This window comes from Micromonospora sp. CNZ285 (genome assembly GCF_004637285.1).
This window is the reverse complement of record NZ_SPQD01000001.1, coordinates 2,994,921-3,009,138: the sequence shown is the minus strand read 5'-3', so window position 1 is coordinate 3,009,138 and position 14,218 is coordinate 2,994,921. Positions and strand designations below refer to the sequence as shown.

Genomic DNA, 14,218 nt, shown 5'->3' with positions numbered 1-14,218 from the left:
CCCCAGCTGTGGTTGGCCTGGGCGGGCGACGGGAAGGCCAGCAGGGCGAGGGCGGCGGCACCGGCGGCGGCCAGCAGTTTATTGCGCATTCCAGCTCCTCTGGGAGTGCCGTGGAGGGTGGGTACGGCATCGACTCGGGTCACTTCATACGCCTGCCCTGGCGGGGGTGGAACCTTGCGGAACGCAACCTTTCCGCCGTCTGCAAATATGGACCATCGTCGAGGTCGTTCTGGCCGGGCCGCGCGCTCCTGAGGTATCGGGCCTCTGTGCTCGCCAGCCCTCACGGTCCCGGTGCGCCTTGCTGGCCTGGCGGGTCGCCCCGCGTACCCTTGCGGGCACGAAGGGAGCGCACGTGGCAGAGCTGGGCAGACTCGAGGCGGCGGTCATGGACGTCCTGTGGCGGGCCGGCCAACCTCTGCTGGTCAGAGAGGTCCTCGACGCACTGACCACCGACCGCGCTCTGGCCTACACGACGGTTCTCACCGTGCTCGACAACCTGCACCGCAAGGGTTGGGCGGCGCGTGCGAAGGATGGCAAGGCCTACCGTTATCGCCCAGCCGGCAGCCGGGAGGAAATCGCCGCTCGCACGCTGCGTCAGGTGCTCGAGACCAGCACGGACCCCGACCTGGTGCTTCTGCATTTCGCCAGGTCGGCCTCGGATCGGGAACTGCACATCATCAAGCAGGTGCTCCACGAGCGGGAGCCCGGGGCGTGAGCGTCGCGCTGGCACTGGTCGCCGGTGTCGTGGCCGCCGCCTGGTGGGGGCCCGTCGCGTTGCGATTCTGCTTCCGCCACGTTGCTGACCCGGTCGCCGTGCTGCTCGGCTGGCTCGGGCTGCTCGTCGCCGTGACGGCCACCTTCGGCGTCGCCGTCGCCGTGTTGCTCGCCCCGGGCGCTGCCCACGAGTGGGCACTGCATGACCTCGCCCGACTGTGTTGGCACTGGGCGCGGCCCAGCCGTCCCCCGGCCCTCGGCGAGGTCCTCGGCGGGGCGGGCGCTCTGGCCATGGTCGCGGCATTCACGAAGTTCGCCGCGTCCTGCGTCCGCCGCGCCCGGACGGCCGGTCGCGCCCGGCGCGTGCACGGGGATCTGCTGGCTCTCTCCGGCGGCGCGGCCGAGCCCGGTGACGGGGCGGTGCTGTGGATCCCACACCCCACCCCGTTGGCGTACAGCCTCGGCGGGGCCGGCGGGTTGACTGTGCTCGCCAGCTGTACCCGAGATCTGCCGGCGGATCAGCTCGCCGCGGTGCTGAGCCACGAGCGCGCCCATCTGCGCGAGCGCCACCACCTGCTGGTATCCGCCGTGGAAGGGCTTGCATCGGCCGTTCCCTGGCTGCCGCTGACGCGGGAAGCACCCGCCGCCGTCCGTCTGCTAGTCGAGCTGCGTGCGGACGCTGCGGCCGTCCGGGAGTGCGGCCATGCGGCCGTGCGCAATGCGCTCTTGAGCTTCGCTGGTGCGCCCCATCCGCCGTCCGCCCTGTCGATGGCCGGGGGAGAAGTGGGAGTCCGGTTGCAGCGGCTTCAGTCGCGTACCCCGCACGGCCGCAATCTTGCGACCCGGACCGCGTTCGCTGCGGCCGCCCTCGGGGCGCCCGTGGGCATCGGCATGCTCGCCGCGGTCCTCACCTGTCTCTAGACGGCCGCCGCGCACTCTGACGCGTGGGATGGAAGCGTCAGCCGGCGAGGCCACCGGTTTCATGGCCGCTGCTGGTCAGGTGGGCACGCAGTTGGTCGTCGGTGGGCTCGACCAGGAATTTGCCGTCCGGCCACACCAGGGTGGGAATGCGACGTTGCCCCTGCTGCAGGCCACGGATCAGGTCCGCCGCAGCCTGGTCCTCATCGACGTCGACGTACACGTACGGGATGCGGGCGGCGTCGAGCAGGGCGCGGCTGCGTCGCACGTCGGGACACCAGCCGGTGCCGTACACGACGAGCTCATCGGGGCGGGAACGATCGTTGACGGTCAACTCGGTCTCCTCGTCGCCGGGACGGATGGCAAGGCGGCATCCCTGGGCGCCAACCGGTGCCCCAGGGATGCGAGATGCCCCGCGGGTCAGTCCACGAGCTGGTAGCCGGCCCGCTGCACGACCGCGCGGACCTCGGCGGTGTCCAACGGGTTCTCGCTGAGAACGGTGATGGTGCCCGCGGCCACGTCGGCCTGGACGTCGGTCACGCCGGCGATCTCGGAGACGTGCCCGGTCACCTTCTTGGCGCAGCCGCCGCAGGTCATGCCGGACACCTGGTAGGTGCTCCGGGCGCCGCTGCCGGTGCCCTGGGCCGCCGGGGCGCTGTCGATCGTGATGGTGCCGCAGCCGCAGCTGGCTTCATTGCCGCACATGGGATCTCCTCGGTGTCGCAGACGATGGCGTGACGGTGCGCAAGGTCCGTCCGTCGACGGTCGGCTGTGCGCCGGCCCGCAGGCGTTTGAATATACCCCTCCCCGGTATGCCCCTCAAGACCTCGACCGATCCGTGTGCTTACCCTGGCATGTCATCCGGATCACTTGACGACAGGTACCGGTGGGGGGTACAAAATTGCCGCTACCCATACCCCCTAGGGGTAAGAAAAGGAGTGATCACGATGTCATCCGGATCGAAGCGCTGGTGGGCCCTCGGACTCATCGCCCTCGCCCAGTTCATGGTCATCATGGACACCTCGATCATCGGCGTCGCGCTACCACGCATACAGGCGGATCTGGGTTTCTCACCGGAGAGCCTGTCCTGGGTCTTCAACGCCTACGTCGTCGCGTTCGGCGGCCTGCTCCTGCTCGGCGGCCGGCTGTCCGACCTGTTCGGCGCCAAGCGGATGTTCGCCGCCGGCTGGGGTGTCCTGCTCATCGGCTCCGCCGCCGCGGGCCTGGCCGGCAGCGTCACGGTCGAACTGGCCGCCCGCGCCGTACAGGGAGCCGGTGCGGCGCTGATCGCCCCGTCGGCGCTGACGCTGCTGATGATGCTCTTCGGCGCCGAACCCAGGGAACTCACCCGGGCCCTCGCCCTCTACGGCGCGGCGGCACCCGCCGGTGGCACCGCGGGCGTCTTCCTCGGCGGCGTCATCACCGAATACCTCAGCTGGCCGTGGGTCTTCTACATCAACATTCCCATCGCCGCGCTCGCGCTGCTGGCCACCCCGGCCCTGATGCCCGCCGGCGGTACCCGCCGCGGTTCGCTGGACGTGCTCGGCGCCCTCACGGTCACCATCGGTCTCGGCGCCGCGGTGTACGGCATCGTCCGCGCCCCCGAGGTGGGCTGGGCCTCTGGGCAGACCTGGCTGGTGCTCGCCGGAGCCGTGGTCGCCCTCGCGGCGTTCGTCGCCATCCAGGCGGCCCGCCGGGAGCCGCTGATGCGGCTGTCGATCTTCCGGGCGCCGAACCTCGCCGCCGCCAACGTCGCCCAACTTCTGCTCGGTGCGGCGTGGATCCCGATGTGGTTCTTCCTCAACCTCTACCTGCAGCAGGTCCTCGGCTACAGCGCCTTCCCCAGCGGCGCGGCACTGCTGCCGATGACCATCCTCATCATGATCGGCATGATCGCGCTCGCCCCGCGCGCCATCGCCCGCTTCGGCCCGAAGCCCATGGTGGTCACCGGCCTCGCGGTCCTCGCCGTCGGACTCGGCTGGCTCGCGTTGGTCCGCCCCGACGGCAGCTTCACCGTTGACGTGCTGCCGGCCTCGCTGGTCGCGGCGCTGGGTATGTCGCTGGCGTTCATCCCGTCGCTCGGTACGGCGATCTCCAGCGCCCGCCCCGAGGAGGGCGGACTCGCCTCCGGCATCGTCAACACCGGCTACCAGGTCGGCTCCGCGCTCGGCCTGGCCGCGATGACCGCGGTCGCCTCCGCCGCCGGCGCCGACCGGCTCGGCGATCTGCCCGCCCTCACCGACGGATACTCCGCCGCCTTCGTCGGCGCCGGGATCATCGCCGCCGCAGGCGCCCTCACCGCCGGTCTCACCCTCCGCGCGGCCAAGCGACAGCCTGTTAACGAGGCCGAGACAGTACCCGCGGCCTGACCGAATCCATCAACCGCCTGTCTGACGCCGGTGGATGAGTCTGATCCCGACTGATCCACCGGCGCATTCATACGATCAGCGCCCGACCCACGCGAGGCGGCCCTGGCGGTGAGGTGCCCTCGACTCCTGTCACGCGCTGCTGCCGACTACGTCTCGGCGTTGACGAGGATCGCGGTGACCAGCACGACGGCGACCATCAGCAACGCCTCGACCAGGACAGTGCGGCGTAGCTGATAAGTGGCGTCCATCGCGCGGTCATCCAGCCTGGGCACGACGCGCCGGCTGTTGTACAGCCCGACGAGGGCAACAGCCGCCACCAGGGCGACCTTGACGAGAAGCACCCGCCCCCAGTCGGTGGTCACGAGATGGCCCGGCCGTTCCAGGATCAGCAGGGTCAACGCGACGCCAGCGACACCCGTGAGCGCTACCGCGGCGGTGGCCGGTATGGAGAATCGCACCGCCATTTCGGCGGCACCCGTCGGTACGCCGAGGCGGGCGCGGCTCAGCAACAGGGCAGCCAGGAGAAGAACTCCGCCGACCCACACCGCGGCGGCAATGGTGTGGGCGAAATCGGCCGCCACGACGACGGCCCGAGGTTCCGCGGTGACGGTGTGCCCATCGACCAGAAAGGAACCCAGCAGCAGTGCCACGGTGACCGCCATGAGCACAGGCCGCACCGGTCGCGCTCGCACCCGCTGAACGCCGTCGCCGGCCGCGCTGACGGCGGCAGCCGTCACCAGGTTCCGGGAGTCGGTGGGTATCGCTGCGACGGTCGGAACGGAGTGACGCCCGACCGCGTGCCGGCCCCGAATCAGCGCCGCTTCGAGTGAACCGGACACGAGCAGACCGGCCGCACCGGTGAGTCGCAGGACCAGGCCGGCGGCCACCGGTGTCTGGCTGAGGGCGGTCACCGACGAGGCGCTGGCCGCCGAGGCGAAGGTGCCCTGCTCGCTGAAGACCGCCGCGAGTGCAACCAGCTCAAAGGCCGCTCCAGCCGCCACCGCCAGCCCCGCCGTCCGCACCCAGATCTGCACCACCCGGATGTCACTGCGTGTGCCGACCAGTGTGGTCAACGCGAAGACAAGACCACCGACACCGAGCAGGATCGCCCCGTAGGAAAGCCAACGCCCGACGGCGCCGACAAACCGCACCGGCGCCTGTTCCGCGTCGGCGGTGTGGCCAACAGCGTGTCCTCCCGCGTGTGCCGACGGCGAAGCCGGGGGCACACCTGGCCCACCATGGCCGGCATGTCCGTGCGGGCTGGCTGTTGCCTGGGGTTTAGCGGCCGTTCCGGGCGTCGGGGGAGGCGAGGCCACCGTAAACGTGATGACACCCGTCAGGGGGTGGGCGTCCGGGGCCGCGACGCTCCATCGCAGCTTGAACGTGCCGGTGGTCAGGCGAGCGGTCGGGTGGACCAGCCACGTTCGGCCTCCGTCGGGCGTGTGGCTGGCGGCCGGTAGGCCGATGCCGTTGCCGTCGGAAAGCTTGAATCCCGCTCCTGTGGGCGTGCCGGCGGCGCTGAGCGTCAGCCGGATCTCCTGGACGGCGCCGTCGATCCGCGCGCCGTCGGCCGGAACGGCCCGGAGCAGCTTGAAATGTGCGGCCGCAGGGGAAGCGAACCCGAGGGCCACGATGAGGGCGGGAAACAGCGCCAGCCACACCCGAATTGCCCAGCGCGCGGCGCGACGTGCTGGCGACTGAGGACATGCGAGACCCGGCGATGCAGCAAGCAAGGTCAGGCCGCCCGGCGACGCCGCTGGAAAGGCACTGTTGATCCTTCCGCCAAGGAGGCGCGGGCCGGTGCCCACACATCGCTCCCACGTGGTGCGGTCGCCATCCTAGGTCAACTACTACCCGCCCTTAGTAGGGGCGGGTCAGCTTCGACGATCCAGAAAGTCAGGTTGGGGGAGAGCGCCAGCATGGTGGCATCGCCGACTCGCAACGGCGACGGACTGCGCCGGGAGTGGTGCGAGGCATTGCCGCGGTCCCGGTCAGCCGTGGTCGGGTCGCTCTGTGGCCCCGCGGTGACGGATTTTGAAGCGGGCCACCGCGATCAGCGCGACGATCATGCTCTCGTACGCGGTTCCCACTTGCTTCGCGCGGCGCGCGCCCAACCGTCGGCAGGGCGGCGATCCGGCCTTACGCCGCCCGCCGGGATTGGGTTGATTTTCGTCGAAGCCACGTCGACATTCGAACGTCGAGCTACCCGCGGTCTGCGCGGGCTGACTGCCGGGTGTCACGAGCGCCGCCAACTTCATCTCCATGAACGCCTGTGCGGTAACGGGGAGCTCGCACTGACTTGTGTCTGCGCGCGGCCTCGGCCCGTACCACCACTACCGCCGCTGCTGCCGGCCCGGGTTTGCTGAATTGTGACTGAAATTGGTGTGGGGCTACGTACGGCCGCCCAGGAAACGGCCATTCGGGTGAGTATGCGGCGATCGGCCAAGCAATTGAGCGCCAACAGCATTCCGATGTCCGGTTACGTCCCGAGGGTTCCGCTATAACTGCTCGTCCCATTGAGTGGCATGAGTAACTGGAGGTTCCGATCAGAGTAGCGATGTTCGAGGCTTATGCAGGTGGGAGCCCTTGGCATACGACGTACCCACCGGTAATGTCGGCGCGTCCGGTGCGGTTTCCGATCGCAAGTGGCGACGCCGCTCCGACCCGCCTAATCGTGATCTCATGAACCGGGGACCCAGGCAACACCGGGGTGAATCCGCGAGCCACGGCCCGCGGTAGGGCGTACTTCCCGCCCGAATCCGTCAGCTAACCCGGTAGGCGGCCACGGAAGGAGTGCCAGCCTCGTGCGAAACACCTCCCGATACTCCCCACGCCTCCACGGCATCGCGGTGCCGACACTCGCCTGACTGTGAGTCCCGGCAACTGCCCCCCAGCCCGGCCCACCGGGCGCTCCCCATCCCCGCGGCACCCCGCCCAGTCACAACGTGCGTGAGTTCCTCCGCGCGTCGGGCCGGCCTGTGCCGCTCCAGCCCGTGGAGGAACACATGAAGCACCACATGAAGCGTCAGCTGCGGCGTCTTGTGACCGAGCGCCCGTACAAGATCATCGCCGGCTCCGCCGCGGCGCTCGTGCTCGCCAGCGGCGTCGGCACGGCGCTGGCCGCCACCGATCACAACGCGCCCGTCCGCCAGGGGAACACCGCCGCCGGGCTGGCTCCGCGGCTCGGTGATGTCGCCACCCGCGGCGAGGCTCGCGTCGCCGCCGAGCCGTCGCCGTCAGCGAAGGACAGGGCCACGACCGACCCGGACGTGACCAAGAAGGCGAGGCCGAAGCCTCCGTCGACCAAGGTCCTCGACCACACCTACGAGGCGCAGACTGCCTACTGGAACTGCGGCCCGGCCGCTGTGCGCAACGCGCTCAGCGCGAGCGGCGTCGAGACCACCCAGGACGCGATGGTCGCCCCGCTGAACGCTGGCGAGAACGGCACCAACTCGGCGGAGGACACCACTCGCGGGCTCAACCAGATGGTCAAGGGCAACCCGTACCGGACGCACATGATCCCGGGCCAGGCCGCGACGCCGGCGCAGATCGACCAGCTCCAGGCCGACGTGGTCACCGCCATCACCGACGGCCGTGCCGTGGTCGCCAACACCGTCGGCTCCGCGACCGATACAGACGGCGGCTGGCACTCCTTCCCCGGCGGCCACTACATCGCCGTGGTCGGATATAAGGACGACGGCCGGACGGTGCGGATCGCCGACTCCGCCGACCCGAACATGGCCGCCTACTGGATGACCACCATCGACCTGGCGAACTGGATGGCCACCCGCGGCTACTCCGCCTGATCCCATCTCCGGCCCTCGGGCACCGGCTCGTTCGAGCCGGTGCCCGTCGCCTTTCGGTTCGCGCCCAGTAGCAGGCAGGACGGCACGTCGTGCGCCCTCTGGTATGGCTCAGCCGATCATCTTGTGCGGTCAGGTTAGGTGCCGCCCGACGCGGCGGGCAGGGGCGAACACGTACAGGTCCAGCATGCCGGGTGGGTTGGCCAGGCCGGGGCCGCCGGCGCGAAATCCGAACCAGCCCCTCTGTGGACTTTGGTGCGTCACCGATAACGGCATGACGCCGACACGGGAAACTCCATAGTGCCGCTCGCTGCTATAGGATTACGGCATGAGCACCCATGCTGAGCATGGGTGCCGTGACTTTGTGTCCGAATCCCTCGGACACAACATCTCCACATATTGATCATGGGTTGAACGGGCTCACTTGCCTGAGGCTCCTGTGGTCGGTGTACATCGTTCCTGATCGCAGATGATGCTGATCTTGTTTCTGTGCAGGAGCGCGGCCAGGTCATGCGGGTTCTGGGCGTCGCTGGCGAGGCCGGGATGTCCCATCAGTCGCGCGATGATGTGGTCTTCCCTGAGGTAGAGCATCTTGCGTCGGCCGTTGGTGGGCTGTTGGGTGCTGGTGTGGCCTTGGCGGCATCGGTAGCCCGGACGCTGGTTGATCCAGTGGGATTCCAGTCTTCGGCCGCATGGTGCGCAGCGCAGCAGGCCGGTGAACAGGTAGCGGCGGGCAGTCCCGTCGTGGCTGGCCACAACTGCACACCGTGCTGTTCGAGCAGGGGTGCCAGGTGCTGCAGCTGGTTGGCGGAGAATGCTCGTTCGTATTCGCCGACCACGATCGCGTCGAACCCACGGTGCGGATCGGGGAGCGCGGCCAGCAGCGCGGCGGCCTGCGGACGCTGCCGCCAGCCGCGGCGGCGCGAGCAGCCGGCATCGAAGTACTCGGCGACGATCAGCCCGTGACCGGCGACGAGTTCGCTGGCGCAGTCCCGCTGCCAGTGCCGGGACGTCACCCGGTCTTGATGCTCGATGGTCGACATCCGGCCGTAGAACGCAAACCGCAGACCACCCTGCCGCCGGACGCGCGGCTGCGCGCCGGCGTGCGGCTGGCTGTTGAGCCATCGGGTCATGGGATCCGCGGGATCGTCACTCTGGTGGTCCGACACGCCAACATTTCTACGAAGGATCTTCATGGTCGAGTCGGACAAAAAGTCCGCTGCGCTGGATGAAGGGCTGTCGGGCCGGAGCCGGTGGTAGCCGCCCGAACAAGGCGGTCCAGCTACGACCGCCCGATGCAGGCCGCGCCGACGAGTGGCCCACGGGACTTTCGAACGCGACGTGGTGACGCAGTGGTTCGCCGACCTTGAGATAAGCATCCGGGGCAGGACGGGAACCCGCACCCGCACGACGGCTGCGGCCGTGGAGTGTCGTAGTCTGCGCTGGTGACGTGGGACGGTCCGGCTGGTGCGATGCGCGGCTACCGCGCTGTCGCGGTGGCGGTCGTCGTCGCTGCGGTTCTGGTCCTGCACGCGCTGCAGTGCGCTAGGGGTCTGGACACTGCGACACCTTCGGCGGCTGCCAGTTCCACGACCTCCCTCGCTTCCTACGACGCGTCTGCGGCCCTGAACAGCCTCGCTGATGCCCTCGCCTCCGCCGATCCGGAGGCGACTGACGGGCATCATGCGCCGGCAGATGGCGGGAGCGTGGCCGTGACGGCCTGCCTGCTGTTGCTGGTGATCGGCGGCGCTGTCGTACTGGGGGCATTCCAGCGCTGGGTCCGCCGGCTACCTGTTGGCCGGGGGCTGCGTCACCGGCCGGTGAGCCGGCCTGTGACGGTCCGGCTGCTGTCACTGTTGTGCGTGTCGCGGGTGTAGAACCGGTTTGCGGTTGTGAGCCCGTGGCGGTCCACGCGTCCTGATACGTGGCCGGCTGAGTAGCCGTCGCGGGCCTTCGTTCCTGCCGAGTCTGCCAAACGTGGTCCTGGCCAGTCGGCCAGCAAGCTCGGCTGTCCCTTCGTCGGGTCTGAGGATGCCGTGAACGACACCGTCACTTACATGCTGGCCGTGCGCGGGTTGTGCTGCGACCGTGCGGAGAGCGCAGTACGGCGAATTTTGGAAGATCTGCCGGGGGTGCATCGGGCGCACGTGTCCGCAGCAGCGGGCCGCGCGGTGGTGGACGCCGACCCGGTCGTCGTCACCGCTCCCGTGCTGACCGCGGCGCTCGCCGCGTCCGGCTATCCGTCCCGGCTGGAATCGCTCTGATCTCCGGCCCGCCCGCCGCCTCCTGATCGGGGCGTGCGGTAGCGGGTTGACTCATTCGTGGAGAGTCGATGGCTGCTCTATCTGACAATCTGTTCACTCTTGCTCTCCTCGGCCACCTCACGGCCGTGATCGCCTTTGCCGCGGCCCAGGTGGCACCGCGGCGGGTTGCCGTACCGGTTCCTGCGACGGTGCCTGCGGCTGCCGTCCCGACGATGGCTGCCGTGTCGCGCCGGGTTGCCATCGGGCGCGTCGTCGGCCTGGGCGCGGTCGGGGCGGCCGCGGCGGCGCAGGCCGGCAGCCTGGTCGCCCGGGCGGCCGCGGCGGGGCGCGTGCCGTGGGGAAACATGTACGAGTTCATCGTGGCGGTGACCCTGGTCGGGGTGCTCGCCTGGCTGGTCCTGGCGGTCCGGCGCCCCGCGTTGCGGCCACTGGGCCTGTACGTCGCGGTGTGCGCGTTGGTGCTGCTCGCCGCGGCGGGCCTGCACGTGTACACGCCGGCGGGTCCGCTGGTACCGGCGTTGCAGTCGGTGTGGCTGGCGGTGCACGTCAGCGCCGCCGCAATCGCGTCCGGGTTGTTCCTGATCGGGTTCGTCGCTGCCGTGGCCCTGCTGCTACGGGCGCGTTATGAGCGACGGGGCACGCCGAGATCGGGGGATCTGCGTGACACCTTGGCGGCGCGGCTGCCCGCGATGGCGGTGTGGCGGCGGCTGTCGTTCCGGATGCACGGGGCGGGCTTCCTGGTGTGGACCTTCGCGGTGATGGCCGGAGCGGTGTGGGCGGAGGCGGCGTGGGGCCGCTTCTGGGGCTGGGACCCGAAGGAGACGTGGGCGTTCATCTCCTGGGTGGTGTATGCGGCCTACCTGCACGCGAACGCGACCGCGAGTGTGCGGGCCACCACCGCGGCGTGGGTGGCGGTGGTGGGCTGGGCGACGATGATGTTCAACCTGTTCGCGGTGAACCTGGTGATCTCTGGTCTGCACTCCTACGCGGGGGCCTGAGCCGTGGTCAGCCGCTACTTGACGGGGTTTGCGCCGCGGCCCGCGGCGGTTGTCGCACCTGCGTGCGGCGCGGAGCTCTCCTCGTCGTGCGGCGCGGCGGCGGCCGAGAGCAGCCGGGCGAACAGCTGGGCGGTGCGGGCGCCGGTCATGCCGGTGCCCGTGAACCGGTGGGTCACCCCGTTGACGTGTTCGATCGTGACGGTGATGCCGCCGTTGGCCTGCTCACTGCGGGCCGCGCTGATGTCCCGTACGTGGATGGCGGAGCCGGGGTGGCGCTCGGCGCGCCAGAGCAGCACTGCGGCGACGGCTGCACCGATGCCGCCGGCGATGATCAGGCCGACTGTCGCGGCGGTGGCCCACAGGCCGACGGCCGGGCCGATCGCGTGGCCGACACCGATGGAGATGGCAGCGAGGCCGAGGCCGAGCATCACCGCTCCGGCGGACCAGTGCAGCAGCCTCCGCCAGCGGGTGGCGGCGGGGGTGATCCACACCGTGGTGTCGTCGGAGCGGAGGCTGGCGGTCTCGCCGGAGTCGAGCGCAACGGGGAACACCTTCACGCCGCTACCGTACGTCACGCAGAGAGAGGGCGGACAACATGCCTGGCTTCCCGAGCGGCTATCGTCGGGGCGTGTCGCCCTGGCTTCGTCCCCGCTGGCTCGTTGGCCACGTGCTCGTCGGTGTGGTCGCGGTGGTGTTCCTGCGGCTGGGCTGGTGGCAGTGGCAACACGCGCGGCAGGGCAACACCCTCAGCTACGGGTACGCGTTGCAGTGGCCGCTTTTTGCCGCCTTCGGGGTCTTCTTCTGGGTCAAGGTGGTGCGCGAGCGGTTGAGCCACGCCGACGTCCGACGGCAGGGGGGCAGGCCGCAGGCAGCGGTGCCGTCGCTGGGTCACAGCTGGCGCTTCGAGCGCAGCGACCCGGACGGCGCGGCGCCGGCGCGGATGACGCCCGCCGCTGTGACGCAGACCGACGCCCAGGATCCGCAGGTGGCCGCCTACGAGGACATGCTGCGGTGGCTCAACGACGACCCCCGCCGGCACGTCTCGGACTACCCGGGCTTCCAGGACCGCTAGACCTCGACACCTCGAACGCGCCGCTGCCGGCACGGTCCCGTCGCACCGGCGTCGATGACGGCTGCCGGCTCAGGCAAATGCCGCCAGCGGTCTCCGCGGCGCCGAGCCTGCTGACAGATGTCCGCATCGACACCGTGCCGCCACCACCGCGCCGCTGCGCAGACAACCACCTGCGGCCGCGCCTGTGCGAAGGTCGTCACTCCAGTGCCGTGAGGCGTCCCGCCGGCGGCTCCCGCCACGCTGCTCTCCGGCTGCCCGCGGACGCGGCCGCGCCCGATAGGCAGCTCCTGGCGTCGGGCCTCGCCTCGACGACCATGCGTGGTTCTGCCGGCCGCTGCTCGTCGAAGTCACGCCTCGACCGTCGGTCGCGGCCCACGCGTGGGCGTCCTCGACCGGTGGCGGACGAGCGCCGCTGCGGTGTGCTTCCGCCCGGCCCGCCTTGCCAGCCGACCGGCATGGCTAGCGACGGCCCGTGCGGCCGAACACCCGACGTTGACCACGAGGACCAGGAGGGTCTGTGAACATGAGTACGCCGGCGACAGCCGGGCACGACGATCCGGCGGCCGGGGACGTGACGGTGCGGCCGAGGCGGATACGGCAGATCAGCCTGGGCGCCGCAGCGGTGATCCTGGCGATCAACGTGTACGCGGGGCTCACCTTGAGTGGAACCACCTCCAACGGGGGAAAACTGTTTCCCGCCGACCGGTGGGCAGTCATCGGGGTCGGGGTGTTATTCACCGGGCTGACCCTGCTGCCGTGGCGGCTGCGGGTGCAGGCCGACGTCGAGCGGGTGCGGGTGCGCAACCTGCTCGGTGATGTCACCGTGCCGTGGCAGGTGGTGGAGCGGGTTCGGTTCGACCGCAAGGCGGTGTGGGCGTCGCTGGATCTGGTCAACGGCGACGTGGTGCCGCTGCTGAGCGTGCAGGTGATCGACCACGCGGACGCCGTCGCTGCCGTCAGACGTCTGCGAACCCTGCTCGCCGCCGCCCGGGCCATGGATGCGGACGGGGCCGGTTCCGTGGCGCCACCCGCCGAGGGCGGGCCCGCCGTTGAAGGGGCGGCCCCTGCTGCGGGGGATCGATCCACCTCCAGTTGAGTTGCACTTATTGCAATGTGAGCATATGTTGGCTCGGTCGGTCGACAGGAGGGGCAGCCGGGCATGGGCGAGGGACACGACCACGGGCAGCAGATCATGCGCGCCGGTGAGAAGCACCGGGGCCGGTTGTGGGCGGCGTTCGCCCTGCTGGTCGCTTTCATGCTGGTCGAGGCGGTCGCGGCGTGGTTGACCGGTTCGCTGGCGCTGCTGTCGGATGCCGGGCACATGTTCACCGACGTGCTCGGCATCGGCATGGCGCTGGCGGCGATCACCGCAGCCAGCAAGGCCTCTCACGACGGGCAGCGCACATTCGGGTTGTATCGGATGGAGGTCCTCGCCGCGCTGGCCAACGCGGTGCTGCTGTTCGGCGTCGCCATCTACGTGCTGGTGGAAGCGGTGCGCCGCTTCTCCGCGCCGCACGAGGTGCTGGCCGGGCCGATGCTGGTCGTCGCGGTGGCCGGCCTGGTGGCCAACATCGCGGCATTCTTCCTGCTGCGTTCAGGCTCGGAGGAGAGCCTGAACGTGCGCGGCGCCTACCTTGAGGTGCTCGGCGACCTGTTCACCTCGGTCGGCGTCATCGTCGCCGCTGGAATCATCGCCCTGACCGACTGGTGGTACGCCGACCCGATCATCGCGGTGGCGGTGGGCCTGTTCATCCTGCCCCGCACCTACAAGCTGGGCCGGGCCGCGGTGCGGGTGCTGGTGCAGGCCGCCCCGCCGCACCTGGACGTCGCGCAGGTCCGCGACGCCCTGGCCGCGGTCGACGGCGTCGCCGACGTGCACGACCTGCACGTCTGGACCCTGACCTCGGGGATGGAGGTCGCGTCGGCGCATCTGATCCTCGCTCGCGACAGTGACCTGGCGGGGGTCCTGGCCGCGTCCCGGCAGGTGTTGCACGATCGGTTCTCCATCGAGCACGCGACCCTGCAGGCCGAGCCGCAGGGCGCCGACGGCGTCTGCGACGCAAGCGGTTGGTGATGGTTT

General features: G+C 70.1%; 17 protein-coding genes and 1 riboswitch. Of the genes, 11 read left to right on the top strand and 6 right to left on the bottom strand.

Annotated features, from left to right (window positions below; all coding sequences use genetic code 11):
* The first annotated feature begins 352 nt into the window (after positions 1–352).
* A complete protein-coding gene (locus tag CLT75_RS13535) occupies positions 353–715 on the top strand; it encodes a BlaI/MecI/CopY family transcriptional regulator (protein ID WP_082171187.1) in 363 nt (120 codons plus the stop codon).
* Positions 712–1,635 carry a M56 family metallopeptidase gene (locus tag CLT75_RS13530; RefSeq protein WP_030271533.1) on the top strand — a complete coding sequence of 308 codons (924 nt, stop codon included), beginning with the start codon at positions 712–714 and terminating at the stop codon, positions 1,633–1,635. The genes CLT75_RS13535 and CLT75_RS13530 overlap by 4 nt, the downstream gene beginning before the upstream one ends.
* A gap of 37 nt (positions 1,636–1,672) precedes the next feature.
* Here CLT75_RS13530 and CLT75_RS13525 read toward each other — a convergent pair whose 3' ends face one another.
* Together CLT75_RS13525 and CLT75_RS13520 are read right to left on the bottom strand one after the other, a co-directional pair.
* Positions 1,673–1,966, bottom strand: coding sequence for a glutaredoxin family protein (locus tag CLT75_RS13525; RefSeq protein ID WP_047890777.1), 294 nt, complete (start codon positions 1,964–1,966; stop codon positions 1,673–1,675).
* Between the two features lie 86 nt (positions 1,967–2,052).
* Entirely contained in the window at positions 2,053–2,337 is a 285-nt protein-coding gene (locus CLT75_RS13520; RefSeq protein WP_036310742.1) for a heavy-metal-associated domain-containing protein, read from the bottom strand.
* Between the two features lie 242 nt (positions 2,338–2,579).
* Here CLT75_RS13520 and CLT75_RS13515 point away from each other — a divergent pair, with 242 nt between their 5' ends.
* Positions 2,580–4,001: an MFS transporter gene (locus CLT75_RS13515; protein WP_030271537.1), complete on the top strand. Its 1,422-nt coding sequence runs from the start codon at positions 2,580–2,582 to the stop codon at positions 3,999–4,001.
* 146 nt (positions 4,002–4,147) lie between these two features.
* Here CLT75_RS13515 and CLT75_RS13510 read toward each other — a convergent pair whose 3' ends face one another.
* Positions 4,148–5,662 (bottom strand): copper resistance CopC/CopD family protein, encoded by a 1,515-nt coding sequence (locus CLT75_RS13510; protein ID WP_030271539.1) that lies wholly within the window; start codon positions 5,660–5,662, stop codon positions 4,148–4,150.
* A 330-nt stretch (positions 5,663–5,992) separates the two neighbouring features.
* A complete protein-coding gene (locus CLT75_RS13505) occupies positions 5,993–6,265 on the bottom strand; it encodes a hypothetical protein (protein WP_135241034.1) in 273 nt (90 codons plus the stop codon).
* Positions 6,266–6,656: 391 nt separating this feature from the next.
* Positions 6,657–6,797: riboswitch (cyclic di-AMP (ydaO/yuaA leader) on the top strand.
* A 209-nt stretch (positions 6,798–7,006) separates the two neighbouring features.
* On the opposite strand from CLT75_RS13505, the gene CLT75_RS13500 reads away from it, so the two are divergent.
* On the top strand, positions 7,007–7,807 hold the full coding sequence (locus tag CLT75_RS13500) for a C39 family peptidase (protein WP_036310744.1): 801 nt from the start codon (positions 7,007–7,009) through the stop codon (positions 7,805–7,807).
* Between the two features lie 417 nt (positions 7,808–8,224).
* Here CLT75_RS13500 and CLT75_RS33260 read toward each other — a convergent pair whose 3' ends face one another.
* Positions 8,225–8,560 carry a recombinase zinc ribbon domain-containing protein gene (locus CLT75_RS33260; protein ID WP_230650663.1) on the bottom strand — a complete coding sequence of 112 codons (336 nt, stop codon included), beginning with the start codon at positions 8,558–8,560 and terminating at the stop codon, positions 8,225–8,227.
* An 11-nt stretch (positions 8,561–8,571) separates the two neighbouring features.
* On the opposite strand from CLT75_RS33260, the gene CLT75_RS33255 reads away from it, so the two are divergent.
* The 4 genes from CLT75_RS33255 (at position 8,572) to ccsB (ending at position 11,066) form a co-directional block, all read left to right on the top strand.
* A complete protein-coding gene (locus tag CLT75_RS33255) occupies positions 8,572–9,036 on the top strand; it encodes a hypothetical protein (protein ID WP_225319833.1) in 465 nt (154 codons plus the stop codon).
* Positions 9,037–9,249: 213 nt separating this feature from the next.
* Positions 9,250–9,681 carry a hypothetical protein gene (locus tag CLT75_RS13485; protein ID WP_030271542.1) on the top strand — a complete coding sequence of 144 codons (432 nt, stop codon included), beginning with the start codon at positions 9,250–9,252 and terminating at the stop codon, positions 9,679–9,681.
* Between the two features lie 159 nt (positions 9,682–9,840).
* Positions 9,841–10,068 (top strand): cation transporter, encoded by a 228-nt coding sequence (locus CLT75_RS13480; protein WP_082171188.1) that lies wholly within the window; start codon positions 9,841–9,843, stop codon positions 10,066–10,068.
* Positions 10,069–10,136: 68 nt separating this feature from the next.
* Complete coding sequence (gene ccsB / locus CLT75_RS13475) at positions 10,137–11,066, top strand: c-type cytochrome biogenesis protein CcsB (protein WP_030271546.1); 930 nt, start codon at positions 10,137–10,139, stop codon at positions 11,064–11,066.
* Positions 11,067–11,080: 14 nt separating this feature from the next.
* Here ccsB and CLT75_RS13470 read toward each other — a convergent pair whose 3' ends face one another.
* On the bottom strand, positions 11,081–11,623 hold the full coding sequence (locus tag CLT75_RS13470) for a hypothetical protein (RefSeq protein ID WP_123111663.1): 543 nt from the start codon (positions 11,621–11,623) through the stop codon (positions 11,081–11,083).
* Between the two features lie 71 nt (positions 11,624–11,694).
* On the opposite strand from CLT75_RS13470, the gene CLT75_RS13465 reads away from it, so the two are divergent.
* The 3 genes from CLT75_RS13465 (at position 11,695) to CLT75_RS13455 (ending at position 14,212) form a co-directional block, all read left to right on the top strand.
* Positions 11,695–12,138 (top strand): hypothetical protein, encoded by a 444-nt coding sequence (locus CLT75_RS13465; RefSeq protein ID WP_030271549.1) that lies wholly within the window; start codon positions 11,695–11,697, stop codon positions 12,136–12,138.
* Between the two features lie 622 nt (positions 12,139–12,760).
* A complete protein-coding gene (locus tag CLT75_RS13460; RefSeq protein WP_167796919.1) occupies positions 12,761–13,234 on the top strand; it encodes a PH domain-containing protein in 474 nt (157 codons plus the stop codon).
* A gap of 63 nt (positions 13,235–13,297) precedes the next feature.
* A complete protein-coding gene (locus CLT75_RS13455) occupies positions 13,298–14,212 on the top strand; it encodes a cation diffusion facilitator family transporter (protein ID WP_030271552.1) in 915 nt (304 codons plus the stop codon).
* Positions 14,213–14,218: the final 6 nt, after the last annotated feature.

What these genes read in the sequence shown, in the direction of transcription:
- CLT75_RS13505 (WP_135241034.1), bottom strand. Translation starts at nt 6,265, where the DNA reads ATGGAGATGAAGTTGGCGGCGCTCGTGACACCCGGCAGTCAGCCCGCG.
- CLT75_RS13515 (WP_030271537.1), top strand. Translation starts at nt 2,580, where the DNA reads ATGTCATCCGGATCGAAGCGCTGGTGGGCCCTCGGACTCATCGCCCTC.
- CLT75_RS13500 (WP_036310744.1), top strand. Translation starts at nt 7,007, where the DNA reads ATGAAGCACCACATGAAGCGTCAGCTGCGGCGTCTTGTGACCGAGCGC.
- CLT75_RS13520 (WP_036310742.1), bottom strand. Translation starts at nt 2,337, where the DNA reads ATGTGCGGCAATGAAGCCAGCTGCGGCTGCGGCACCATCACGATCGAC.
- CLT75_RS13455 (WP_030271552.1), top strand. Translation starts at nt 13,298, where the DNA reads ATGGGCGAGGGACACGACCACGGGCAGCAGATCATGCGCGCCGGTGAG.
- ccsB (WP_030271546.1), top strand. Translation starts at nt 10,137, where the DNA reads ATGGCTGCTCTATCTGACAATCTGTTCACTCTTGCTCTCCTCGGCCAC.